The 24,227-nt window shown below is 63.5% G+C and carries 25 protein-coding genes; 9 read left to right on the forward strand and 16 right to left on the reverse strand.

Features of this window, described 5'->3' with window-relative positions:
- Positions 1–120: 120 nt before the first annotated feature.
- Genes ACT531_RS12650 through ACT531_RS12665 form a run of 4 tightly spaced genes read left to right on the forward strand, consistent with a single transcriptional unit; the run spans position 121 to position 3,962 of the window.
- A complete protein-coding gene (locus ACT531_RS12650; protein WP_476017636.1) occupies positions 121–441 on the forward strand; it encodes a hypothetical protein in 321 nt (106 codons plus the stop codon).
- Positions 442–448: 7 nt separating this feature from the next.
- Complete coding sequence (locus ACT531_RS12655; RefSeq protein WP_476017637.1) at positions 449–1,654, forward strand: DNA cytosine methyltransferase; 1,206 nt, start codon at positions 449–451, stop codon at positions 1,652–1,654.
- Positions 1,632–2,768, forward strand: a complete 1,137-nt coding sequence (locus tag ACT531_RS12660) for a DNA cytosine methyltransferase (RefSeq protein ID WP_476017638.1) — start codon at positions 1,632–1,634, stop codon at positions 2,766–2,768. The genes ACT531_RS12655 and ACT531_RS12660 overlap by 23 nt, the downstream gene beginning before the upstream one ends.
- 21 nt (positions 2,769–2,789) lie before the next feature.
- Complete coding sequence (locus ACT531_RS12665; RefSeq protein WP_476017639.1) at positions 2,790–3,962, forward strand: hypothetical protein; 1,173 nt, start codon at positions 2,790–2,792, stop codon at positions 3,960–3,962.
- A gap of 643 nt (positions 3,963–4,605) precedes the next feature.
- Here ACT531_RS12665 and ACT531_RS12670 read toward each other — a convergent pair.
- The 4 genes from ACT531_RS12670 to ACT531_RS12685 form a co-directional block, all read right to left on the reverse strand.
- On the reverse strand, positions 4,606–5,493 hold the full coding sequence (locus ACT531_RS12670; protein WP_476017640.1) for an alpha/beta fold hydrolase: 888 nt from the start codon (positions 5,491–5,493) through the stop codon (positions 4,606–4,608).
- A gap of 71 nt (positions 5,494–5,564) precedes the next feature.
- A complete protein-coding gene (locus ACT531_RS12675; protein WP_476017641.1) occupies positions 5,565–6,365 on the reverse strand; it encodes an alpha/beta fold hydrolase in 801 nt (266 codons plus the stop codon).
- Positions 6,366–6,424: 59 nt separating this feature from the next.
- Entirely contained in the window at positions 6,425–6,850 is a 426-nt protein-coding gene (locus ACT531_RS12680; RefSeq protein WP_476017642.1) for a hypothetical protein, read from the reverse strand.
- 215 nt (positions 6,851–7,065) lie between these two features.
- On the reverse strand, positions 7,066–7,764 hold the full coding sequence (locus tag ACT531_RS12685; RefSeq protein ID WP_476017643.1) for a class I SAM-dependent methyltransferase: 699 nt from the start codon (positions 7,762–7,764) through the stop codon (positions 7,066–7,068).
- A gap of 144 nt (positions 7,765–7,908) precedes the next feature.
- On the opposite strand from ACT531_RS12685, the gene ACT531_RS12690 reads away from it, so the two are divergent.
- From ACT531_RS12690 to ACT531_RS12700, 3 genes are all read left to right on the forward strand, one after another.
- The gene (locus ACT531_RS12690; protein ID WP_476017644.1) at positions 7,909–8,790 is read left to right on the forward strand and encodes a LysR family transcriptional regulator; all 882 of its coding nucleotides are present in this window, start codon (positions 7,909–7,911) and stop codon (positions 8,788–8,790) included.
- A 113-nt stretch (positions 8,791–8,903) separates the two neighbouring features.
- Positions 8,904–9,140, forward strand: a complete 237-nt coding sequence (locus ACT531_RS12695) for a DUF2805 domain-containing protein (RefSeq protein ID WP_476017645.1) — start codon at positions 8,904–8,906, stop codon at positions 9,138–9,140.
- A 139-nt stretch (positions 9,141–9,279) separates the two neighbouring features.
- Positions 9,280–9,447, forward strand: a complete 168-nt coding sequence (locus ACT531_RS12700; RefSeq protein ID WP_291447542.1) for a hypothetical protein — start codon at positions 9,280–9,282, stop codon at positions 9,445–9,447.
- A gap of 43 nt (positions 9,448–9,490) precedes the next feature.
- Here the strand turns inward: ACT531_RS12700 and ACT531_RS12705 are convergent, their stop codons facing one another.
- From ACT531_RS12705 to ACT531_RS12740, 8 genes are all read right to left on the reverse strand, one after another.
- Positions 9,491–10,516 (reverse strand): phosphotransferase enzyme family protein, encoded by a 1,026-nt coding sequence (locus ACT531_RS12705; protein ID WP_476017646.1) that lies wholly within the window; start codon positions 10,514–10,516, stop codon positions 9,491–9,493.
- A 134-nt stretch (positions 10,517–10,650) separates the two neighbouring features.
- Positions 10,651–11,388: an SDR family NAD(P)-dependent oxidoreductase gene (locus ACT531_RS12710; RefSeq protein WP_476017647.1), complete on the reverse strand. Its 738-nt coding sequence runs from the start codon at positions 11,386–11,388 to the stop codon at positions 10,651–10,653.
- A gap of 42 nt (positions 11,389–11,430) precedes the next feature.
- Positions 11,431–12,981 carry a cryptochrome/photolyase family protein gene (locus ACT531_RS12715; RefSeq protein WP_476017648.1) on the reverse strand — a complete coding sequence of 517 codons (1,551 nt, stop codon included), beginning with the start codon at positions 12,979–12,981 and terminating at the stop codon, positions 11,431–11,433.
- Entirely contained in the window at positions 12,978–14,294 is a 1,317-nt protein-coding gene (locus ACT531_RS12720) for a DASH family cryptochrome (protein WP_476017649.1), read from the reverse strand. Before ACT531_RS12720 ends, ACT531_RS12715 begins: the two co-directional genes overlap by 4 nt.
- Positions 14,291–14,464 (reverse strand): DUF2256 domain-containing protein, encoded by a 174-nt coding sequence (locus tag ACT531_RS12725; protein WP_476017650.1) that lies wholly within the window; start codon positions 14,462–14,464, stop codon positions 14,291–14,293. The genes ACT531_RS12720 and ACT531_RS12725 overlap by 4 nt, the downstream gene beginning before the upstream one ends.
- A gap of 3 nt (positions 14,465–14,467) precedes the next feature.
- Positions 14,468–16,039 carry a cryptochrome/deoxyribodipyrimidine photo-lyase family protein gene (locus ACT531_RS12730; protein WP_476017651.1) on the reverse strand — a complete coding sequence of 524 codons (1,572 nt, stop codon included), beginning with the start codon at positions 16,037–16,039 and terminating at the stop codon, positions 14,468–14,470.
- A gap of 38 nt (positions 16,040–16,077) precedes the next feature.
- Positions 16,078–17,112, reverse strand: coding sequence for an NAD(P)/FAD-dependent oxidoreductase (locus ACT531_RS12735; protein ID WP_476017652.1), 1,035 nt, complete (start codon positions 17,110–17,112; stop codon positions 16,078–16,080).
- Complete coding sequence (locus ACT531_RS12740) at positions 17,109–17,675, reverse strand: lipocalin family protein (protein ID WP_476017653.1); 567 nt, start codon at positions 17,673–17,675, stop codon at positions 17,109–17,111. Before ACT531_RS12740 ends, ACT531_RS12735 begins: the two co-directional genes overlap by 4 nt.
- 116 nt (positions 17,676–17,791) lie before the next feature.
- Between ACT531_RS12740 and ACT531_RS12745 the strand changes: the two genes are divergently transcribed.
- Together ACT531_RS12745 and ACT531_RS12750 are read left to right on the forward strand one after the other, a co-directional pair.
- Entirely contained in the window at positions 17,792–18,034 is a 243-nt protein-coding gene (locus ACT531_RS12745; RefSeq protein WP_476017654.1) for a glutaredoxin family protein, read from the forward strand.
- Positions 18,035–18,283: 249 nt separating this feature from the next.
- Complete coding sequence (locus tag ACT531_RS12750) at positions 18,284–18,535, forward strand: DUF2789 family protein (protein ID WP_476017655.1); 252 nt, start codon at positions 18,284–18,286, stop codon at positions 18,533–18,535.
- Between the two features lie 39 nt (positions 18,536–18,574).
- Here ACT531_RS12750 and ACT531_RS12755 read toward each other — a convergent pair whose 3' ends face one another.
- The 4 genes from ACT531_RS12755 to ACT531_RS12770 all read right to left on the reverse strand — a co-directional run bounded on the left by ACT531_RS12755 (position 18,575) and on the right by ACT531_RS12770 (position 24,214).
- The gene (locus tag ACT531_RS12755; protein WP_476017656.1) at positions 18,575–19,450 is read right to left on the reverse strand and encodes an alpha/beta fold hydrolase; all 876 of its coding nucleotides are present in this window, start codon (positions 19,448–19,450) and stop codon (positions 18,575–18,577) included.
- 175 nt (positions 19,451–19,625) lie between these two features.
- Complete coding sequence (locus ACT531_RS12760) at positions 19,626–20,792, reverse strand: ABC transporter substrate-binding protein (RefSeq protein ID WP_476017657.1); 1,167 nt, start codon at positions 20,790–20,792, stop codon at positions 19,626–19,628.
- Positions 20,793–20,890: 98 nt separating this feature from the next.
- The gene (locus ACT531_RS12765; protein ID WP_476017658.1) at positions 20,891–23,047 is read right to left on the reverse strand and encodes a D-(-)-3-hydroxybutyrate oligomer hydrolase; all 2,157 of its coding nucleotides are present in this window, start codon (positions 23,045–23,047) and stop codon (positions 20,891–20,893) included.
- A 93-nt stretch (positions 23,048–23,140) separates the two neighbouring features.
- Positions 23,141–24,214: a branched-chain amino acid ABC transporter permease gene (locus ACT531_RS12770; RefSeq protein WP_060986968.1), complete on the reverse strand. Its 1,074-nt coding sequence runs from the start codon at positions 24,212–24,214 to the stop codon at positions 23,141–23,143.
- Positions 24,215–24,227: the final 13 nt, after the last annotated feature.

Genomic DNA, 24,227 nt, shown 5'->3' on the forward strand with positions numbered 1-24,227 from the left:
GCAGTCGCCTAAAAATCTCTGCGATTGGTCGCCCATGCACTGTCCCGCCTGACCGAGGAGCGGACCGCCCCACTACGCAGTCAGCACACCTCTAAAATGAGGCCCTCACCCAACCCCCACATGACCGCAGAAGGCAAAAATATGGAAGTTAAGCTGGAAGCGATTTCACCTGTAGTTTATTCTTTGATGAAGCTCGGCGCTGTGGCGGAGGTTAGAAAACAAATAGCGAAAAAGAACGAGTACCGCGAGAAGATTCCGGTTGTGCAGGACACCCTAGTCGTTTTCAGAGGGATCACTAAGGTGGGGATCATTCCAAGAGACAAGGTCGCACAGCTCGGGGCAACGGCATTTATTGGGAAATGTCGAATCGTAAAGATGGACCAATCGAAAAATATGGTAATTGTTGAGTTCCCACAAAAAAAACCACAATCTGAACGATAAAATAGAAATGAACAACATCGGTCCCCGCGTGATAGACCTATTCGCCGGCGCCGGCGGAATGAGCGCTGGCTTTTCCGCAGCGGGCTTTCAGATCATTGCAGCGCTTGAATCTATAGGTGTCTTTGCTTCAACGCACAAAATCAATTTTCCAGACTGCACGACTATCTCCCAAGACATCACAACCTTGAGTCCCAAGGAATTCGCCGTGCGCGCTGGCGTCAGGCGAGGTGAGGTCGACGTAATAATTGGAGGCCCGCCGTGCCAACCGTTTTCCAACATCGGCGCTCCCAAAATCAACTCGTTAAGCAAGGGGGGAAGTCATAAGGACGAGCGCAAATACCTGGTACAGCCATTTCTAGAATATGTTGCGTATTTTTCACCCCGTTCCGTCCTTATTGAAAACGTTCCACAGCTGCGAACGAAAGATGGCGGAAAGCTTTTCCAAGGAGTACTCGAAAAACTGAAAGAGATAGGGTACCAAGTTAGCTGGGCGCAACTTAATGCTGTCGAATTTGGGGTACCGCAAACTCGGCGCCGCCTCTTCATCGCTGGTCTGAAAGGAGCAAATAAATTTCAGTTCCCCGAGGCCACACATACCTTAGAGAATGAAGAATCCGTGCAGTTGCCGCTATCTATGGATCGCCGACTCCCTGCAGTTACAGTTCGGGAGGCGCTTGATGATCTCCCCATTGTGAAAGACGGAGCGAGACTCGATCTACTGCCGTATACAAGGGCGGATCGACTTTCTACTTTTCAGCTCAGTATGCGGCGACAAGCGACCAGTGTTGGGAATAACGTTTGCCGTGTTTCAAACGACAGAGCCAAGCAAGTTTTCCTTCACATGTCACCAGGCATGAAGTACATGGATCTTCCTCCAGAAGTGCGACAGATTTTGCCTTTCAGGGAAGACATCTTCCACGACAGGCTGAAACGCCTGCACCCTGATCGCCCTAGCTGGACGATTCTCGCACATATAGGAATGGATGGTTACATGTACATCCACCCGTGGGAAAACCGCACGCTATCCGTTCGGGAAGCCGCGCGGATCCAAAGCTTCCCCGATGCATTTCGGTTTGTTGGAAACATGCGTGAACAATACGTTCAGGTCGGCAATGCTGTGCCCCCGCTCTTGGCCCAGACGCTCGCCGAAAGTTTCCTTGCTCAAATGACTGACACTAAGGTTCGGCGCCGTGCGCAAATTAAAGTTCGCTGATCTCTTCTGCGGTTGCGGAGGCTTTTCACAGGGATTCTCTACTAATGAGCGCTTCCAAGGTGTACTTGCTGCTGACTCATGGGCTGCAGCTGTTGAGGTTTACTCTCGAAACATCCCCCACATTGAAGCAACAGTAGCGGATCTCTCGTCCGTGGAAACCCAACAGGCTATTGCCTCTAGGCTCTCCGGCAAGATCGACGTCCTACTGGGCGGTCCACCCTGCCAAGGCTTCAGCACACTTGGCGTTCGTAGACCTGGAGACAAACGGAGCTCACTGGTTGACGTTTACTTGAATTTAGCCCGAGAAATTCGCCCCAAAGTTCTGCTAATGGAGAACGTCAGGGGCATTCTCTCAATGAAGCATAGCTCTGGCCAACAGTATCCGGTCGCAATGCGAGCGATCCTAAATCCATCAGCAGAGATTGAATGGTATTGCGATGAGATCGTCGTTGACATGCTTAAGTATGGGATCCCCCAAACAAGAACTCGCTATCTATTCGTTGCAGTGCGAGCGGATGTAAAAGGGGCTCAGGATATCCTTCGACGGATCACCCATGGCTTGAAGGTCGAACGAACTGGTCACTCATCATTGCGAAGTGCGATAGGAGACCTTCCGGCCATTGCTGCCGGGGAGGGCGCTGACGAACTGGAAGGCCAAAACGGCAGTTCTATCTACAACCACAGGGCAATGGCTCACAAAAAACCGCTGCTAGACCGCCTCAAGCACGTCCCTCCCGGCGGGGGCCTGCCTGACGTACCACGGCGGTTGCTGACCCCCCATCTTCGCAAAATGCTCGACGGTGCTTACGGCAGCGGTGGCCACGTGAAGAACATATATGGTCGAATGCTTTGGGATCAGCCCAGCGGCACAATCGTTGCGGGAATAGACAAAATTACATGCGGGAGATTCATTCACCCTGACGCGGACCGACTGCTAACTCCAAGAGAGTGCGCTAGGATTCAGACATTCCCAGACGGTTTTCGCTTCGAAGGGAGCATGGTTTCGCAATATTACATGATTGGAAACGCAGTGCCCCCTCGGTTTTCCTCCGTACTTGCAGAAGTGGTTAGCAACGCATTTGACATCAAATGCCTCAAAATCAGCAGCCACTGAAATAAAGAGCGCCACTAAAATATGAATCTTATTGCCTACTACGAGGGATCCGACTCCACCAAAGAATGGGTCCAAAGTCTTCTGGGACCAGGTCATTCAATCTTATTTAAAAAACTTCCCAATAGTAATCTCAGCGGCGATTTTTCCAAACTACCCGCTTATGTCGCCGACATTCTTTACTTGGACAAGCCTGACGTCATTCTTTCCGCAAAAACGGATGAATTCCACGAAAAACCGATTATTTCGATAGAGCTCGCGTCGTGCACACCACAGTACCAGCACGCACTTCAACGGTTTTCACGAATGATGGCTTCAGTGGTGAACGGATGCCCTTCAATATTGGTCATGGCGCCAAAGAAAAAAGAAAATAGCGGCGGAGTAAGGGTATATCATCGCAGCAAGGCCGTAGACTACGGAGCCGTCCGCCTAATGGACATCTATCGAATTCCTGCCTTTATATTTGATTGGCCCGAGGATGATGGCATATTACGCTGTGAAGGTGCTACCGGCTGCCCTGAATTATCCTCGACGTCTATGCAAAGCCTAAAGGCATTTGTCGCTGACGCAATCACATCTTTTGGCAGTCTAGACTATGTCGAAGCATTGTGGCGCTTACCCTCGGCGAGAAACCACTTAGAGGCGGCACGAACTAGAGCTTATTCGCCTGGACCACCAACCATTGCCAGACCTGGTGGCGGAGGCACAGCTGACGGTAGCACCACTGCTGCAAACCTCAGTCTGCGCGACACAACAGACGTACTAAATGATGTTAAAACGATCGTGACGAAGGGGAATCGCTATTTGGCTCAACTTCCACCTTTCATAAGCGAAAGAAAACAAAGCCTCGTATTCTACCCCACTAGGTTTATGAATCATGCAGGCGACCCCTATGTTGGCATGATCGGCTATTATGATATAGCCTTCTGTCGCATAGGGCGCTCGAGCCGCGAGCGGCAATACAATTTGGTGGCGGACTGCAGAACCATCGACTTTGCCGAGGTCGAAGACTCAATGAAAGGGTTCAATGAAAAGCACTGCCCATTTCAATTCGGTTTATCTCCAGAGAATATATTACAATACACTTACCACCTCAAGCACGGCTGCCGAGAGACGAAATCAAAGCCAATTCGAATTTATTCAGAACTAGCAGATCTTGTAATCTTTTCGGACAGAATATTATTTAATGCAGGGTAGATTTAGTATCGAGACCCGCGTGGCGAACGCGGTCTATCAATATCTCACAAAAATTCATGCAACCGTTATACAGTTTGTACCACCAGGTGGACAAGCTCGAATTAGCCTTACATACCATACAAGCAAAAGACGGCGAACAATCTACCCAGATTTATTGGCAATATTTGAAGGCGCTATATGGGTTGGTGAGATCAAGCCACGCTTCTCCAAATCAGACAAGGAGAAGCTCCTTGAATTACAACTTTCCGAGGATGGAGAAACGGTTGTAAGGAGCGCGGTCTCTAGAAACCTTCGCTCACCCTGTGATGGAATCCCGGTCCGATACTGTCTTCTTCACGGCGACGTCAACGCGACCGCCGATCCGGCCATAGCGCAAATTTGCTTTGGTGCAGATGGATCTTTCATCTCAAAGTAATGGCGTGCCGCCTGCCTTTCAGGTGATGCTATACCTGCGCAGCGTGGTCGCGAAGGGTTCAGAAACTAAGGAGCCAAGACATAGGCTCTCCAATGGCTAATTAACTGAAGATATAAAGTCGTAATAGATGCACGGGCACCTTCAATGGAAAAAATAGTCCAGATGCAACATCCCGTAAATCGCCGAGTAACGCGCCCTCCGCTGCACGACAACTAAGTCGAACGCTCGCTACCCCATCGCTCCGTAAGCCCGCAACCACGCCACAACATCCCCCGTCACCTCATCCCGATTCGTCTCATTCAAGATTTCATGCCGCGCCGCCGGGTACAGCTTGACCGTCACATCGGCCACCCCGGCATCCCGATACCGCTGCCCCAGTTGCTCCAACAAGACCCCGCCTGCGGCCAGCGGGTCCGCATCGCCTGACGCGATCAGGATGGGCAGGTCGCTGCGAATGCGCGCGAGTTGTACGGGGTCGGCCAGCCGGGGTGCAGGCGCGAAGAGCGAGGGGATCACGTCGGGTGGCACGTCCCAGCCGCACCACGGGTCGGCCACGTAGGCATCGACCTCCGCAGCGTCGCGCGACAGCCATTCGTAGCCGGTGCGGTGCTCAAAGCCTGCGTTGAATGCCGCGAGCCCGGCGGGCGCGTCGGCGGGGGCGTTGGCCATGGCGGCGGCGAGCAGGTCGAGGGCGGTGGAGCCTGACAGGATGACGCCAGACCAAGTCGATGAATGGTCCAGGATGGCCGCCTGCGCAGCGAACGAGCCCATGGAGTGGCCGAACAAAAAGAGCGGGAGCTGCTGCGGCCCATGCTGCGCACGCAGCAGCGCGCCGAACTGGGCCACGTCGGCAATGAGGCCGCTGAAGCCTGCGCTGCCAAAGTCACCCAGCTTGCCACCTGCCGTGCGCCCGTGGCCGCGATGGTCCACCGCGTGGACGATGAAGCCTGCGGCGTTGAGGGCCCGCGCAAAGCGGTCGTAGCGCTCGCCATGCTCGGCAAGGCCGTGGGAGATTTGCACGACGCCCACAGGTTGGCCCGGGGTTTCGGCCCAGGTGTAGGTGGTGACCCGGGTGCCGTCGGCGTTGGACTGGAAGGAGGAAGTGGTGGTGCTCATCGGGTCATTCTGGCACGCAGTTTGGTCGCCACGCCACGATGAAATTGCCACTGGCGTGGCCGCCACCACCTTCAGCGAAGCGCGCGGGCCGACTGCAGTGCTGCGCGAATTGCGCTGACCACGGCTTCGGGCTTCTCCAGCGGAATGCCGTGCCCGCTGTCCACCCACACCTGGGTGGACCCGGGGTACAGGTGGGCGAAGTCGGCGCGCTTTTGGCGCACGTCTTCGGCCAGCGCAGATGAAGCCCCCGGGGTTTGCAGTGCGCTGAGCACAAACACGGGCACCGATGGATCCACCGGCAGGCTGGCAACGCGTTGCCCGGTGGCGTCCAGCGCTGCCAGCTCTTGTTTGACCACGTCAGAGGTGCCCAGGCGGAAGGCCACTTTCAGCCAGGTGGGCCACAGGTCGGGGTTGCCAGCGCCTCGCATCTGCTCTGGGTGGGTGGAGTCCACCAACACCAGCGCTGCCACCTCGGCGGGGTATTGGCGCGCATACAGCTGCATGTACAGGCCGCCCAGCGAGTGGCCGACCAGCACATAGGGCGGCGGCAGCTGGCGGGCCCGGAGCAAGGCGCGCAGCTCTTGCACCACCTGCGCCCCATCGCGCGGCTGGGGGGACGCGTCGCTGCGGCCATAGCCCGCGCGGTGGTAGGCCAGCGCGCGAGTTTCTGCCACGGTGTCAGGCCAGACCTTGGCCCACCAGTCCAGCCGGGCGCCCAGCCCGTTCTCAAACACCACCACGGGGGTGCCCTGCCCCGCCTGCACGTATTCCACCGTGCGCCCGTCCACCGTGTCGGTGGTGGCGCCGGGCAAACTGGCGCAACCGCTCAAGCAGATTGCCAGCAGCAGGCTGGCCCAGTGCCATGGCTTCATGGTGTTATGCCCGTTGCATACAGATGTGTGGCCCGCAGGCCAAAGCTGCGCGGTGCCATTCAGCAGCGGCCCGCCGTGCGCAGCAGCGCATTGCATTCCTTGGCCGCAGCGCGGCCCTGTGGCTGAGCGGCCGCTGCCGGAGCCTGGGCGCCACCATTGCCCGCGCCGCCCACCATGGCGGTGCAGACGGCGTCGGAATGGGGTGTCTGGCCGAAGCTCATGGCTTTCTGAAAGCCCGTTGCACCGTACAGATAGCACCGGTAGCTGGCGCCGTCACGGGTGTTGACGGTGTAGTTGATGCGGCCGCCGGTTTCCTCCTGCCGGTCGGTGATGGTGAACTGGCCTGCCGTGCGGCCAATGGCTTGCCCCGTGCGCTGCTCCAGACCCACCTGGTCGAGGGTGGACGCGCAGCCGGTGAGGAATGCCACTGCTGCGACGAGGCCAGCGGCGGAGGTGAGAGACAGGGGGTGGTTGCGATGGTTCATGGTGTGAGTGGCAGAGATGGGAGGTGGTGGGTGAGCGGGCGAGGCCACGTAGGCAAACAGGGGGGTGATGACGGCAGGGCCGCAGCAGGGCGAATGTCAGGGTGCCCTTCTGCAGTCCATGGGATGAACGCAGGGGCCCGGTAGCAAATCTGTGGGCAAAGCTCCGCCCAGCGGCCTTGCAAAGCCGCCAGCCTGTGTGCGGGGGTGGGTAAAACTCAGCCCGGCTTGCGGGCCACGATGAAGGCGCGAATGTCCTTGCCGCGCGTGCCGTGCCGCTCGGTGCAGACGATTTGCAGGCCCTGCTGCACCATGGCCGAGCGCAGCCGCTGCTCGTCAAAGCACAGCACCGGCGGGGCCTTGCCAATGGCGCGCATCAGGGGCACGGCCAGGTAGGGGATCAGCGGGTTCATCTCGGCAACGCAGGCGGTCTTGGAGATCAGCAAACCCCCCGGGCGCAGCACCTTTGCCAGTTGCCTGAGCGCGTCGTCCAGGTCGGTCATCAGGTGCAGCACATTGAAGGCCAGCACGGCGTCGTACACCTCGGGCCCCGGGGCCATGGCCTCGGCGTCGGCCACGGCAAAGCGCAAGGCGGGCGACGGCTGCGCGGCCAGCCGCTGGTGGGCAATGTCGATCATCTGCGACGACACATCGGTGGCCAGCAGGCTACGGGTGAACGGCGCCAAGCGCAGCGCGGTGCTGCCGGTGCCGCAGCCAATCTCCAGCACGTCATGCTGGGGCGACAGCAGGCCCTGCACGCGCTGCAGCGTGGCCTCGTACCCAGCCAGGTCGGCAATGGGGTCGGTGGCGTACTTGGGTGCAATGCGGTCCCAGAAGCGCGCTTTGGCGGACGCAGCCGACGGGTCGGCGGCGGAGGGCAATGCGCGGGAGGCGGGAGCAATGGCAGAAGACGACATGGTGTGCAGACCGGGTGAAGTGCTGAAGCAGCGAGGTACAGAGGCAAGTTGCTGAGGCAAGTGCAATGAGCAACACCCAGATGCTATCCATGCATTGAAGCGCAGGAAACTGCGATAAATTGCAGTGAACATATACGTTTACGCATGGATAACCTCGACTGGAACCAACTGAAGGCGTTCTTGCAAACGGCGCAGACCGGCTCGCTATCGGCCGCCGCACGCAAGCTGGGCCTGACCCAGCCCACCCTGAGCCGGCAGGTGGCCGCCATTGAGCAGCAGATGGGCGTGACCCTGTTTGAGCGCGTGGGCAAGGCCATGGTGCTCACGCCCACCGGGCTGGACCTGCTGGAACATGCCCGCGCCATGGGCGCTGCGGCAGAGGCCCTGGGCCTGGCTGCCAGCGGGCGGTCGCAAGCCGTAGGGGGCGTGGTGTCGGTGTCGGCCACCGACGTAGTGGCGACGCACTTGCTGCCGCCCATCCTGCAACGCCTGCGAGCGCAGGCGCCCGGCATTGCCGTGGAAGTGATCTCGTCCAACGCGCTGAGCGACCTGCAACGCCGCGAGGCCGACATTGCCATCCGCCACGTGCAGCCCGAGCAGCCTGAACTGATCGCCCGCCTGGTGCGCGAGGCCCGGGCGTGCTTTTACGCATCGGAGAGCTGGGTGCAGACCCACGGACACCCGCGCAGCGCGGAGGACGCGGTGAATGCGGAGTTTGTGGGTTCAGACCGCGCCGGCCGGTACCTTGCCTATCTGCGTCATTACGGCTTGAACCTGAGCGAAGACAACTTCACCTGCTACGCAGACCACACCGTGACCCACTGGTCGCTGGTGCGCCAGGGCATGGGCATCGGCGCCATGATGGACGAGATCGCCCGCGAAACGCCGGGCATCGTCCGCGTGCTGGACGATGTGGCGCCGGTGCGTTTTCCCGTCTGGCTGGTGTCGCACCGCGAGCTGCGCACATCGCGGCGGATACGGGTGGTGTTTGAGGCGCTGGCCGAGGGGCTGGCGGTGGATCGCTGAACGCCCGCACCGACGCCTGTGGAGGGCGAGCATGGCAACGGAGAAAGGGCCACCGCCGCGCAAGGTGAATGCAGGCGCACTACCCTCGCAACAACGCCAGCACCCTGATGAACATGACGACACCGCACGCCGTGAAACCGCCACACGCCTCACTTGACGCATCTACCGTGGGCGAGATCATCCAGATGGCGCTGAGCGATCACGTGAGCTTTGCGCAGATCCGCGCCGCCCACGGCCTGCACCACGATGAAGTGAAGGCGCTGATGCGCACCCACCTGGCGCCGGGCAGCTACCGGGCGTGGCGCAAGCGGGTGAGAAAGTTTGGGGAACGGCGGGAGAACTACAAGTAGGTGATGAGCAAGCGCCGCTCCGCACCTTTTCAGCACGTGTTCAGCACCCGTTCAGCCTTGCACCGGCAACATGGCGGCAAGGGTCAAGGCGGCATCTGACCCCGACCCTTCTCCACCTTTAGCCGCTGAAGGAACCACCATGAACACCGACCTCAAGAACTTTGTGCTCCCCATCGCCCGGGCCGTGTCCGCCACGCTGTTTTTTGTGTTGAGCGTGGCTTTTGTCTCGGTGCCGTACAGCCTGGAGCAAGACCCCAGCGATGCGCAGCAGCTGACGCACCCCGCAGCCCCACGCCACATGACCTGAGCCTGGGTGCCTGCGCAACCCGCAGGGGCCCGGGCAAGCCCCATCAAGCGGGCAAATCCAGGCGGGCCCAGGCGGCCATCACATCCGGCTGCTTCTTGATCCAGTCGGCCGACATCATGTTGGCACCCCAGTGGTGGATGCGCGCCACGCCCTCCCCCATGTTCCACAGGTGCCGCAACTGCACAAAGAGCGGCAAGGCGGCGAGGTCGGCATCGGTGACATGGCCGCCGCCTGCGCGGTAGCCAGCCAGGTACTGCTGCCAACGCTGGAGCAAGGCTTCGTCAGGCTCTATGGGGGCTTTGCGCGGCAGGTTCGACCAAAGCCACACACACAGGTCATAGGCCAGAAACCCCGGCCCGGCGTCATCAAAGTCGAAGAACGCGGCGCGGCGCACTCCCTCGGCATCGGTGTACACATGGTTGTTGAAGCCATGCGTGTCGCCGTGGCACATCACGCGGGTCAAGGTGCCTTCAACATGCGCCAACTCGCCCAGAAGGCGGTGGATTAGTTCACGGTAGGCATCCAGCACGGATAGGGCCAGCTCGGGATGGGCGGCAAGGTAGTCCAGCGTGCGGCCTGCCAGATGGTGGCCGTCCAGCACGTACAGGCTTGCGGGGCCGGTGTAGCTTTGCGCAGCGCTGTGAATTTGCGCCAGCGTGGCGCCGGTCAGGTGCAGGTCTTCGGGTGTGTCAGGCACGGCGCCTTCGCAGTGGCGGAAGAGCACCAGCACACGCGGGCCCTCGGGGAACGGCAGGGTCACGCTGGTTGCACCGTTTGCAGCCAACACCGGGGAGGCCACGCCCACGCCCTGCGACTCCAAGTGGGCCAACAACGCCAGCTCAAAATCCACATTGAACGGACCACGAGGTCGGATGGCGCAGAGCCTTGCCACGTAGCGGCTGCCATCCGCGGCTCGCACCGCATAGTTGTCATTGAGGTTGCGGCGGATCAGGTAGCACTGCTGCACGGGCAGGCCGTAGTGACGCCCTACCCACTGCGCCACAGACACGGCTGCGGCCGTGGTGTGGGAGGCAAACAGGATCGTGTCAGGCGATAGGGTTGGATGCATGCGGCATTCTGCATGCAAGCCATACGAAGGGCGCGCATGGACAGTGGCACATGACATGCCTTTGAGCACAAGGCCCGCCAGCGCTTACTGCTGGTGCTGCAGCAGTATCAAAACCATAGCACCGCGCGCCACGCTTACCAGGGGAGTGGCGCGCCACTGTAGGCGTAGAAGCTGCCCGTCTCCTCGGGCGCGAGCCCATCCAGCACCCGCAGCATGTCGCCCGCCGCATCCGCCGCCGGGCGGCCTATTTCTGCGCCATTGAAAGGGGCCGACAAGGCTGAATTGACAGTGCCTGGATGCAGCGCCACCAGCACGGCCTGCGGGTGGGTGCGCGCCACTTCAATGGACGCCGTTTTGACCAGCATGTTGAGCGCTGCCTTGCTGGCGCGGTAGCTGTACCAGCCGCCCAGGCGGTTGTCGCCAATGCTGCCCACCTTGGCCGAGAGCACGGCCAGCAGGCTGCGGCCCTGCTTGGGCAGCAGCGGCGCAAAGTAGGCCAGCACCAGCGCGGGGCCAAAGGTGTTGGTGCGGAAGGTGGCTTCCATCTGCGCGTAGTTCAACTGGCCCAGGCGCTTTTCGGGCATGCCGTGGGGGCCGTGCAGCAGGCCTGCAGCGTGGATGATGCAGTGCCACGGGCCCTGGGCCTTGAGTTGCTGGGCGGCTGCGGCGATGGTGGCTTCATCGTCCAAGTCCACCGCTGAGTTGGTATGACGGCCCAGCCCCACAGCCAGCGCGCAGCGCGGGTCGGCCTGCAGGTGGGCGAGAAAGGCGCTGCCGATGGCGCCGGTGGCGCCGATGACGATGGCGCGGTAACCCTCGGGCAATGACTGCAAAGAGGTGAACGGCGTTGCGGTGGTCTGAGCTTGTGACATGGCGCGGTCCGGTGAGGGTTTGATGAAGGGGCAGCAGGCGGGCTACAGCTCATCCAGCCGCTTGCGCAGACTGGCCGCATGCTCGCGCAGCGCATCCAGCTGCGGGCCCTGCATCTTCTGCAACTGGCGGTACACCATGCCCAGGCGGAAGTTGTTGCCCAGCATGCCTTCGTTGCGCGCAAAAAAGTCCCAGTACAGCGCGTTGTACGGGCAGGCGCGCTCACCCACTTTTTGCTTTTTGTCGTAATGGCAGCCGCTGCAGTAGTCGCTCATGCGGTCGATGTAGGCGGCGCTGCTCACATAGGGTTTGGTAGCCAGCAGGCCGCCGTCGGCAAACTGGCTCATGCCCACGGTGTTGGGCACTTCCACCCATTCAAAGGCGTCGATGTACACGCCCAGGTACCAGCGGTGCACGGCAGCAGGGTCAAGCCCCGCCAGCAACGCAAAGTTGCCGATGACCATGAGGCGCTGGATGTGGTGGGCATACGCATGCTCCAACGACTGGCCCACGGCGTGCTGCATGCAGCGCATGCGGGTGTTGCCCGTCCAAAACCAATCGGGCAGAGGCGTGCTGTGGCCCAGGGCGTTGCGCTCGTCGTAGCCGGGCATGTGGGCCCAGTAAATACCGCGCACATATTCGCGCCAGCCCAATATCTGGCGGATAAAGCCTTCTACCGCTGGCAGGGGCGCGGCGCCTGCGTGGTAAGCGGCTTGGGCGCGTTGCACCACCTCGTGCGGGCGCAGCATTTTGGTATTGAGCGCAAAGGACAGCAGCGAATGGAACAGCCGTGCGCTCTTCGTGCTCATGGCGTCTTCATACGCGCCAAAGTGCGGCAGCGTGGTGGCGATGAAGTGGTCCAGCCAGGCCAGCGCTTCAGCCCGGTTCAGCGGCCAGCGCAGCGCGTGGGCCTGCGGGTTGCCAAAGCTTTGCACACCTGCAGCCTGGATGGTGGACCACAGGGCGCTGTGGTCGTGCGTGGGGCGAGCGTCGGGCGGCAGTGCAGGGGTGCCGGGCCAGGGCTTGCGGTTGTCGTGGTCGTAGTTCCATTGGCCGCCTTCGGGCTCTCCGGCTTCATCGATCAGCACGCTGTGGCGCTGACGCATGCGGCGGTAGAAGTGCTCCATGAGCCACTGCTTGCGGCCTTGGAACACCTCGGCCATTTCGGTGCGGGTGGTGTAGAAGTGCTCGCTGCTGACGGCATGCACCGTAAAGGCTTGCTGTTCACCCCAGGTGCGCAGTTGCTCGTCCAGCCGCCATTCGTCAGGGTGCTGGTATTGCAGCGTTTGCGCACCGTAGTGGGCCATCAAGGCGGCCAGGTTGTCGGGCATCGACTGGCGGTTGCTGGGGTCGTCAATCGCCACATAGCGCACGCGGTGCCCGGCTTCGCGCAGGTGGCGTGCCAGGTCACGCATGGCGGCGAAGATGGCGAGGATTTTTTGCGCGTGGTGCAGCACGTAGTCGGTCTCTTGCCGCACTTCCATCAGAACGTAGACCACGCCGTCGTCCTGCGTGGCAAACCATGAATGCTCGGGGTTGAGCTGGTCGCCCAGCAACAGGCGCAGCGTGTGGGTGCGCGGTGGTGGCGTGGTCATGCCGTGCCCCATAGGCGGCGGTAGCTGCCGTCGGCATCGTGGTCTTGCGCCTGCTTGATGGGGTTGAAGCGGCGACCTCCGCGCGGGTCAGTGCCGCGCCCGGCGATGTAGAGCCAGTTGGCCTGGTTGCTGTACACGTCGTAGTCCACCAGTTGCGATTCAAACCACGCGGCGCCCGCGCGCCAGTCACCCCGCAGGTCGTAGATGAGGTAGCTGGCCACCACCTGGCGCAGGCGGTTGCTGAGGTAGCCGGTGGCGGCCAGCTCGCGCATGGCGGCATCGACCAGGGGCTGGCCGGTATCGCCCCGGCACCAGCGATCAAAGCCGCGTGGGTTGTGTGGGGCGGGCGGCAGCTCTGACAAGCCGCGCGCCCGGTACAGCGCCGCGCCGTATTGCAGGTGCAGCAGCCGAAAGTAGTCGCGCCACAGCAACTCAAACCACAGCCAGTAGGTGCCATTGTTGGCACCGTGGTCGCGCTCAAAGGCTTTCAGATCGGCATCAATCTGGCGCGGAGATAGCGCACCCGTGGCCAGCCAGGGCGAGAACTTGCTGGAGTAGTCCAGCCCCATGAGTCCATTGCGTGTGTCCTTGTAGCTGTGGGGCAGCTTGCGGGCCAGATACTGGGCCAGGTGGCCTAGTGCGGCGACCTCGCTGCCATCGCAGCCAGGCGTGCCGTATGGGAAGGATGAGCGGGCATCGCTGCCCTGCGGCTGTGCGTCTTGCTGGATGGCTTCAGCGCCCTGCTTTGCACCTACCGCCTGCAAAACAGACATGGGCACGTCGGGGGGTGGCAGCAGCTGGGGGGGCGCAGGCAGTGGCACAGCGGGGGTGATACCTGCGCGCTCCACCTTTTGGCGGAAGCTGGTGAACACGCCGGGTAGCTGGTCTACCGGCCACGGCATGCGCGTTGGAGACAGCAGGCTGCTCTGCCACACGGTGCGCACCTGCAGGCCAGCGGCGCGCAGTGCAGCCACCTCGGCCTGTTCGTAGGGGGCGGCAATGTCTTCGCACACCACGGTGGTGGCACCCACGGCCTTTGCCAGTTGCAGCAAGGCGGTGGCGGGCGGGGCTTGGCAGATGAGCAGTGGGTTGCCCAGCGCGCGCATCCGCTGATGCAGACCGCGCAGTGCTGCGGCGGTAAAGGCCCGGCGGTGTGCACACACCCGGGCAAATCCCCAGGGTGTGGACTCATCCGGTGCGGGCAAACACACCACGGGCAGCAGGTGCGTGGCACCGCTGGTGAGTGCTGCGCGCAGCGCGGGTTGGTCGTGCAGGCGCAGGTCGTTGCGGAACCAGAACAGCACGGTGCTCATGAGGTGCCCTCCCCTGCGGACTTGTCGGCGCGCTTGCGTTCGCTGCGACAGCGGTCGGAGCAGTACTTCACCTCGTCCCACACCTTTTCCCACTTCTTGCGCCAAGTGAAGGGCAAGCCGCAGTGTTGGCAGGTCTTTTGCGGAAGGTCTGATTTTTTGCGCATGCGCATGGTTCAAAAGTCCAGGGTTTGCTGCTGGGGGTGCTGGGCGGCGTTGCGTGCGCGAGCCCGGGCGCGGGCCTGCGGGCTTCCGCCATCGCGAAACTGGCGGGAGCCGTGCTTTTCCACAATCGCAGCCTGGGCGGCGCGCACGGCGGGCTGGGCGCGCAGGCCGTGCACGCGGGCCTTGGCCGTGCGGGTGGCGGTGTCCAGGTCTACCAGCGGCACGGCAATGTCGTGGCCCACGCGCACGCCGCAGCGGGCCTGCACATCGGGCGGCATGCGCCAGGGCTCCAGCAGCCAGGCATCGGGCACGCGGCGCAAGGCGGGCAGCCACTGGCGCACAAAGTGGCCGTGGGCGTCGTGGTCTTGCGCCTGCTTGATGGGGTTGTAGACTCGGGTGGTATTGATGCCCGTGGTGCCCGCCTGCATTTGCATCTGGCTCCAGTGGATGCCCGGCTCGTAGTCCAGAAACTGGCGGGCCAACCATTCGCCCACAGGCCGCCAGTGCAGCCACAGCGGGTATGAGGCCACCGACACCAGCATGGCGCGCATGCGGAAGTTGATCCACCCCGTCTCGCGCAGCATGGCCACGCAGGCATCCACCATGGGCCAGCCGGTGCGCCCTGCGACCAGGGCCTCGAAGTGGGCGGGGTTCCATTCCGCTTCGCGCAGGCCGTTGTAGCCACGGTGCAGGTTGTGGTGCTCCAGCGCGGGCTCGGATTCGAGCTTTTGGATGAAGTGGCAATGCCAGTGCAGGCGGCTCATAAAAGCCGTGAGCCCCTTGCACTGCCACGCGGCTCCAGGCTCGGTGCTGCGTTTGAGCTGCTGCTGGCGGCGCTGGGTGGCCTGCACCACCTCGCGCATGCCCAGGCAACCCAGGGCCAGGTAGGGCGAGAGGCGCGAACAGGCGCTGGGCGCAGTCAGCGGCGACGAGATGCCGCCCCGATAGCCCTGGCTGCGCTCTGCCAAAAATTCTTGCAACACGCACAGGCCTTGTTGGCGGCCTCCGCGCTGGCGCTGGGGTGGGTCGTGCTCAGCCAAGCCCAGCGCGGCCCCGCTGGGCCAGGGCTGTTCGGCCCACGGCAGCGCGCGGCTGTGCAGGGCCTCCGGTGCAGGGGCAGGCACCACGGGCGCGTGCATAAAGGCCTGCCAGTGCCCATGCCAGTCAGCGCGTGATCGCAGGCGGCGCACCACGCCGTGCTGCGGCCATTCGCGCCAGGCCACGCCCTGCGCGCGGCACCAACGGCCCACGGCCACGTCTCGTACGTACGTGTGGGCGTTGCCCGTTTCTTCGTGCGCCACCAGGGTATGGAAGGGGGCCAGCGCGTGCAGGCGGGCCAGCACGTCCACCACCTCGCCCACGGCCACTTGCAGCGTGGCACCGCGCCGCTGCAGGGCCTGGGCCAGGTCGTGCAGGCTTTCTTGCACAAAGTGGTAGTGCTGCAGGGCGGCATCGGGCTGCGCCCACAGGCTGGGCTCAATCACATACAGACACAGCACCGGGCCCTGGGTGGCGGCATGGTGCAGCGGCGCGTGGTCATGCACGCGCAAGTCGCGTTTGAACCAGACGACGGTGTAGCTCATGCCCTGCCCTGCGCCGCTCTGGCCCCGTTAGCCCGCGATCAGCCCGCCACGGCGCGGGCCAGTGACTGGCCGCTGAGCCACGCGCCCTCGACCTTGCCGCCGCTGATCCAGTCGCCGCACATGCCCAGCTGCGCGTCGGCATCCCACCAGTAGCCCAGCGTGAGGGCGGGTTCGGTGTCGGCATAGCGCCAGCGGTGGGCCGTGGCTTGCACCTGCGTGGGTGCGGGGCCGCCCAGTGCCTGGAATGCGGCGAGCAAGGTGGCGGTCACGCTGTCGGCAGTGTCTTCAATATGGGCATCGCTCCACTCGGGGCTGGCGTGCAACAACCAAGTCTCGGTACCTGCGGAGGCTGTGCGGCCGGGCTTGCTGCTGTCGCGCGCCACCCAGCGCAGTGGGCCGGTGTTGATGAAGGCACCGTCCCATGCCAAGGCCACAGGAGCGGGGCAACGCACCATCACCGCCCAGCTGCCGCGCATGCGTGCGCTGGCGGCCACTGCAGCGCCTGTGGGGGCTACGGGGTGCAGCAGGGGCACGGCTTGCGGGGCGGGCACGGCCAGCAGCACGGCGCCGTAGCGCTGCGCATGCAGGCCATGCTCTGCCGAGGTAATGGCCCAGCCATCGGCATGGCGCTCCAGCTTCTTTACCGTGGTTTGCCACTGCGCCAGCGCTCTATCGCCCGCCTGCTGCAGGCTTTGCACCAGCCAGCCAGCGGGCGATGTCATGCGCGGGGTGCCCACAAAGCGATCCAGTGGGGTGGCGGGCGTGGTCCACGCGGCGCCGTCAAAGCTGGCAAGGCGTGCGTCCCACAGCGCGGCCACACCAGCCTGCTGCCAGCGGGCGACTTCAGCGCGGAACTGCGGATCGCGCGCGGTGAAGTACTGCGCGCCGTGGTCGCACTGCCAAGGACCTGCCTCGTCTTCAGCGCGGCGCGTGCTCATGCGGCCCGAGGGGCCCCGGCTCTTGTCGAACACATGCGCGGCGTGCCCTGCCTGCAGCAGGGCCTGTGCGCAAGACAGGCCCGCCAGGCCTGCACCGATGACAGCGATAGGGAGTGTTTTGTTGGATGCGCTCATGGCTGCGGATCGGTGCGGTCGTGGGTCACCCAGATGAGGGCCTGCGTATCAATGCCCAGTGCCTGGGCGCGGGCGATGAGCTGCTCGCGAACGGCAGGGGCCAACTGCTTGGTGCGCGACAGAATCCAGCAGTAACTGCGGTCTGGCCCCACCACCAGCGCCCATTGGTAGTCGGCATCGAGCGCGGCCACGTGGTAGCCGCCGTAGAACGGGCCAAAGAACGAGACCTTGAGCGACGCCGTGTTGGTATCGGCGGTGAACTTGGCCTTGCCTTCGGCCTGGCGCCAGTCGTTTTTAGCGGTGTCAAAACCCCGGTTGAGCACACGCACGCTGCCGTCGCTCTGGCGCTGGTAGGTGGCAGACACATCGGTCATGCCACGTTCAAAAGAGTGGTCAAGCCGGGCCACCTCGTACCAGCGGCCCTCGTACCGCGCCAGGTCAAATGGCGTGACGGGGGTGATGCCGGAGGGCGGAGTGGTGGAGGAGCAACCGACCAACGCGAGCACCAGAGCTGTGGACACCAGCAGCACGGAACGGCGCACCCAAGGGAATAGCAAGGACATAAATTACCAATCAGTCACAAAACAAACCGAATGGTAAACCACTCCACCCACGTCAGGGTGCGGGCCTGTGAGTTGCCGTGCCGAGGCACCCGCCCCACGCCCCGTAAACTCGCACCATGACCCTTCAAATCACCGTGTATTCCAAGTCTGCCTGCCCGCAGTGCGAGTCGGCCAAGATGCTCCTCAAATCCCGTTCGCTGCCCTACGAAGAAATCAAGATCGATGACGAGGCCAAGCGCCTGGCGTTTTATGCCAAGTGCGGCCCCTCGGTGCGGCAAATGCCGCAGATTTTCATCAATGACCAGCGTGTGGGTGGGCTGGCTGGCCTGCAAGCTGCGCTGGCACAACTGGGCCTCTGACGGCCCGGGCAAGCCCCTGGCAGCACCTGCAGCGTGGCGGCTGCGGTGCTGGCACTGGCCGTGGGCCAGCTCCCCTCATGTGCCCTATGCCTTTGAACAGGTTCTTCAGCGGCATGGAGACAGCCCAACAACTCCGAGACCGTCCTACATTCCGCCGGGCCGGCCCATGCTGCAATAGCGCTTGGGCCACGGAGGCGGGCGATAGCCGCCGCGTGATCGATCTTCACCCCACACACCAAGGATGCACCCATGGAAACCGGTATTCACACCATGTCCGACCTGTTTGACCAACTGGGACTGCCGTCCGACGAGGCGTCGATGACCACGTTCATCGCAACGCACCGCACGACGGCTGTCAATTTCACGCTGCCGGAGGTGGCGGTGTGGTCGCCCGCCCAGGCCAAATTCTTGCGTGAGGCGATTGCGGCGGATGCCGACTGGGCCATCCCTGCCGAGCAGCTGAGCCAGGCCTTGGGCTGCGGGCCCGGCGTGCCACGCTGACGGCCTCAGCGCGGGCGGGTCTGCGGACGGGCAAACGGGCTATTGCCCGCCTTGCGCACTGGCCAGGAACCCGTCCACCAGCGCGTAGTGCTCGGGCACATTGAGCGCCGGGGCATGGCCGCAGCCGGGCACCTCCACCACCTGCGCCTGGCCGCGTGATCCCGGGCCCCGGGTCAACATTTCGGCCGTGACGTCTGGCAGCACTAGGTCGGACTCGGCCCCGCGCAGGCACAACACGGGAATGTCGAGCGCGTCGTAGTGATCCCAGATGAGGTAGTCGTTGGTGTGGTGCGTGAACTGCTGCACCATGGCGGGGTCGTAATGCGGCGTGACACGGCCGTCTGGCAGGCGGCGGGTGCTGCTCTCGGTGAGCAGGCGCCACTGCTCATCGCTGAGCCAGCCGTACGGCTTGTATACCTGCCGAAAGAACGCCTCCAGCTCCTTCACCGTGTCGAACGCAGGCGGGTGGCCGGCATAGGCCTTGATGCGCTCCAGCGCCGCATCGGCCAGGCGCGGGGCGTTGTCGTTGAGCAGCAGGCTCTGGATGCGGCCCTTGAGCTGCGGCTCGAACAATCCCGATGCGCACACCGTACCGATGGCCCCGCCCATCGATGTGCCCACCCAGTGCGCTTTCTCGATGCCCAGCTGGTCAAACAGGTCGGCCGCGATGCGCGCGTAGAACGACAGGCGGTACTCGTCCTGCGGCGCACGCGCCCACTGACTCAGGCCCCGTCCCAATGTGTCGGGACAGATCACGCGGTAGCGCGATGCCAGGTGGGCGGCCAGCTGGTCCATGTCGCGGCCGGTGCGCGCCAGCCCGTGCCACGCGATCACCACCGGGGCATCCGGCGCGCCCCACTCCATGTAATGGATTTCATAGCCAGCGCAGGTGGTGTAGCGCGATAACGGAGTCATGGTGGGCAACCTTGTGAGTCGGTGGATAGATGCAGGCTGCGGACAAAACAACCTGTGGACGGGTAGCGGCTCACAAAACTCAGCGAGGCGGTCCTGGCGAGGCGTTGCGTTGCAGACAGTACTGAAAGTACGGCAAGACGCAACAACAACGCCAGGAGAGTTTTTGGAGCCGCGCTCATTTCATGAGGCGGCCGTTGCTGCCGATGACGGTGACCTCGACATAGCGCGAGCCGATGCGGTTGGTGGGCGAATAGCCCAGCGTGATGCCGCCGAGGTCATAGCTTTGCAGTGACTCCAGCGCCTTCACGACCTTGGCACGTGTGGGCGCCGGCCCGGCGCGGCGCAGGGCCTCGACCAGCACCTTGGCCCCCAGAAACTGCTCAAAGCCGGTGTAGTTGACCTCGGCGTCGGGCGCGTACTTTTTCAGCAGCGTCTGGTACTCGCGCACCACGGGCAGTTGCGGCCGGTAGGGGTAGGGCACCACCTGGCTGATGCCCAGGCCGTGCGCGTTCTTGAGGCCCGCGAGCTTGACCAGCTCCGTCGGGTCCACCACCGAGATGTTGTACAGCTGCGCGCCGCCGCCCTGCTCGCGGTAGCGCTGGATGAAGGCCGCCGCGGGCTTGTTCACCGCAATCATGATGACCGCGTGCACATCGGCGGCCTTGATGGCCTTGACGGCGTCGTCCACCTTGTCGGTATTGCGCTCGTAGCCCGCAGACACCACGAGCTTGAGACCACGCTTGGCCAGCGCAGCCTCCACCCCCGCGAGGCCTGCCTTGCCAAAGCCGTCGTCCTGGTACATCACGGCCACACGATTCATGCCCAGCGTGGTGAGCTGCTGCACCATGTGCTCGGTTTCGTCGGCATAACCGGCACGCACATGAAAGATCCACGGGTTGAACGGGCTGCGCAGCGACTCGCCCCCCGTGTACGGCGCCACCAGTGCGGCGCCGCCCTGCTCCAGAACGCCATCGGCCAGCAGTTGGGTGATGTTGGCCGTGCCTGCAAAGCCGTACAGCGCCACCACTTCTGGCTTGGCCAGCAGTTCGCGGGTGCGGGTCACCGTGTCTGCGACCTTGTAGCCATCGTCGGCCACCGCCTGGCGAATGCTGGCGCCGTGCACACCGCCTTGTGCATTGACCCAGTCAAAGTAAATCTTGCCGCCCAGCACCATCTGCGCGCCGGTGCTGGCCAGTACGCCCGACAGCGGGGCCACCTGCCCCACCACCACCTCGGCGGCCTGCGCGGGGGCCAACGCCCCCACGGCCAGTGCCAACGCCATCGGTCCACCCCACCGCAGGGTGGCCGACACGCGGCCTACCCAACTCTTCACAGTGTTCATTGCTTCCGTCCTTGTGATGACTGCGCCTGGAATGGCCCGGGGCTTGCACCTGCAGTGCACGGGTCCCGGGCTTCCACAGAGGTCGTTCAGCGTCCTGGTCAGTCAGGGATGGAGATGGCGCCCGCCGTGATGGCAATGGCGTTGGCGGCAGCGGGTGTGGTGGCCAGCGGCGGCACGTTGGCGGCGGTAATGGCCGGGGCGCTGCCCGGTGTGCCGCCACGTGGCACCGTGCGCACCACCTGGCTGGCGGGCAGCGCCTTGCCGTGGGCGAGGTGGTCGTACACGGCGTCGAGTGCGTGGTTCAGGTACACGTGCAGCGGCACGTAGCGGCTGTCATAACCCGGCAGCACGGTGGGCAGGCCGATGAAGCTGTCGAAGTGCTGGGCGTTGGCCACTTCTACATAGCTGAGCTTGCTGGCAGCGCCTTCGACCTTCTTGTTCAGTGCGGCGTAGGGGCGAGAGGTGTGGCTGACGGGCAGCAAAGCATCCGCACGGCCATGCACGATGACGGCAGGCTTGCCACGCAGGTTGCCGTTGCGGCGGGTTTCGTCTACACCGGCCTGCAGCTTCTTGGCGGCGGCATCGTTGCCGGTGACGAGGTTGCGCAGGCACAGCGCACCGCTCAGGTTCCAGTCGGCCACGCCCGCGTCCGACACCGACAGGAAGTCGCGTGCCGGGCCCAGCTTGCCCAGGTTGTTGACCAGGTTGATACCGCCCGATGGGGGCACGCCGTTGCCCGTGGCAAACATGCCAGCGAGCGCTGCGGGGGCCAGTGTTGTCACCGCGCCTGTAGCCGCCGTGGCAGCGTAGCTGAAGCCGCACAGGTGGTCCTTGACACTGGCGCGCGACAGGCTGTTGGCGAAGGTGACAGCGACCGCCGGGGCGACTTCAAACGCAGCCAGCGACGCATGCAGGTCGTTGGACTCCGGCTCCCAGCCGTAGGCGCGCAGCTTTTGCAAAGCCTCTTCGGCCTGCGTGGCCGTGGTGGAGGCCGTGAGCAGGCCTGCCGCCTTGAGCGAGGCACAGCGATTGGGCGCAATCGGCAGGGCCGCACTGCCAAAGCCGGCGGCAAAAGCGGCAGCGTAGGGGCTGGTGCTGACCGATGGCGCCAGCGATGCGCAGGCCTGGTACAGATTGGCGTAGGTCGTGAAGTCCACCAGCGTCTTGCCGGTGACGGCCACTTCAGAACTGCCACGGCGCACGGTGACACCGGGGTTGGAGGGCATCTCGATGGCAGGCTCGGACACGGCCACGCCGCTGATCAGGCCCTGCGTGTCCAGCTCGGCCGCGGCAATCGCTGAACCGCCACCATTGGAGATGCTGGATGCAATCACGATGGTGTTGGCCGGGGTCAGCGTCTTGAGGCGCTGGCCCGCTGCATCGGTGGCGCCATAACGTTGGTTGAGCACGTAGTAGCCAAACTCCACGGCCTGCAGGGTGGTGGTGCCCCAGTCCTTCTCGGCATTCTGGCCCGAGTGCGCGTGTTTGAAGGCAAAGCGGTTGGGTGTGGCGGTGTTGAAGGCCGCCAGCTCGGTAGCGGTGAGCCCTGCGTTGAAAGCCGCGTTCTTGCCCGCTGCGGTGGCCGTGGCGCGGGTGCCGTCCATCAGCGGCACGGTGTCGTTTTGCAGGTCGTGCGGAGCACCGCCCGTGCCCTTGTCAGAGTACGCCACGGCGCAGCCCTTCTTCAGGCCCCACTCGCCGGTGGAGATGCCGCCGTACACACCGCGCGAGCCCGATGCCGTGGCGGTGATCATGCAGGGCTTCTTGGGGTCGAAGCTGGCAGGCACCTGCACCATGAGGGTGACGTTCTTGCGGCCTGTGCCGTCGTCGGCAAACGCGATGTACTCAGTGCCTGCCACCTTGCCTTCACCGGTGGTGACCTTGCCCTGTGCATCCACATTGGGGCCGTAGAGCGTGCCGTAGCCACCGGCCGCCGTCATGTCGAGCATGGCGCGGTAGTTGGTGTGGATGGCCGTGCGGCGCAGCTCGGCCGCAGTGGGCTTGAGCGGGTCGGCATAGGCCGGTGGCACGGCCGCCGCCAGCCCCGTGGCGCCCAGGCCAGCCGTCAGCAGGTCGTTGCTGGTGCCGTCGTACGTGATCTCGCTGATGGTGCCCAGGTAGGTGGGCTTGGTGTTGAGTGCGGCGCTGTCGCCATCACTGCCGCCGCAGGCAGCCAACACCGCAGCGGCCAGCACTGCGGGAACGAACGGACGAGAAAAGGGACGAAAACGCGGGTTCTTCATGCTCATCTTCATGTGCTTGTCTCCTGGAGTTTTTTCTTTGCGTCTTTGTTGCACAGCTCACCCACACACCCAGGCCACGCCAGTCACCCGGCGCGGCCGGGCCACTCACCCCACCTTGCGCGCAGCTGCCGCGCGCAGGCGCCCCACCACACCGGTGGGGAAGTAGTAAACGGACAGAACGAACAGCACGCCCAGCCACAGCAGCCAGCGGTCGGGCGACAGCAGCGCAGACAGCCAGGGCAGGCCTGAGGCGGCCTCGCTGCCCAGGCGCAGCAGATCCTGCAGGTAGCTTTGCGCCACCAGGAAGAGAACGGCGCCAATGGCCGAACCGTAGATCGTGCCCATGCCGCCGATCACCACGATGAGCAGGCAGTCCATCATGATTTCGAAGCTGAGCGAGGTGTCCGGCCCGTTGTAGCGCAGCCAGAGCGCCAGCATGGCACCCGCCATGGTGGCAAACAGTGCCGACAGCACGCTGGACGTGGTGCGGTACACCACCACGCGGTAGCCAATGGCCTCGGCGCGGAACTCGTTCTCGCGGATGGCCTGCAGCACGCGGCCGAAGGGCGAGTTGACGATGCGCAGCAGCGCCAGCACCAGCGCCACGGCCGTGACGAAGAGCAGGTAGTAGCAGATCAGCCGCCCGTCGATGCTCACGCCCAGGAAGGGGTCGTCAAACGGCTCGAAGCTGGGCGAAAGGAACTCGGGCACCTTGAAGGTCAAGCCGTCTTCGCCGCCGGTGATGTCTGACAGCTGCGAGGCCAGCGTCTGGAACGCAGCGGCCACGGCCAGCGTGATCATGGCGAAGAAGATGGCCCGCACGCGCAGCGAGAACAGCCCCACCGCCAGCGACAGCAGCAGCGAGAGCACCAGCGCGCCTGCCAGCCCCACCAGCAGCGCCGACCACGTGGGCCCCATGCGGGTGGTGGCCACGGCAATGCCGTAGGCCCCGATGCCAAAGAACATGGTGTGCGCAAAGCTCACGATGCCGGTGTAGCCCAAGAGCAGATCGAAGCTGGCGACCAGCACCACAAAGATCAGCACCTTGGCTGCCACGGACAGCGCCTTGACACCCGGGAAGAGGAACGGCGCGAACGCCAGGCCCAGAAAGATGGCCACCAGAATCACCGCCAGCACCTTGCTGCGCGGATAGTCGCCAGAGAGAAGTCGGTTCAGCATGTCAGTCGGCTCC

Source organism: Acidovorax sp. DMC1, assembly GCF_056314325.1.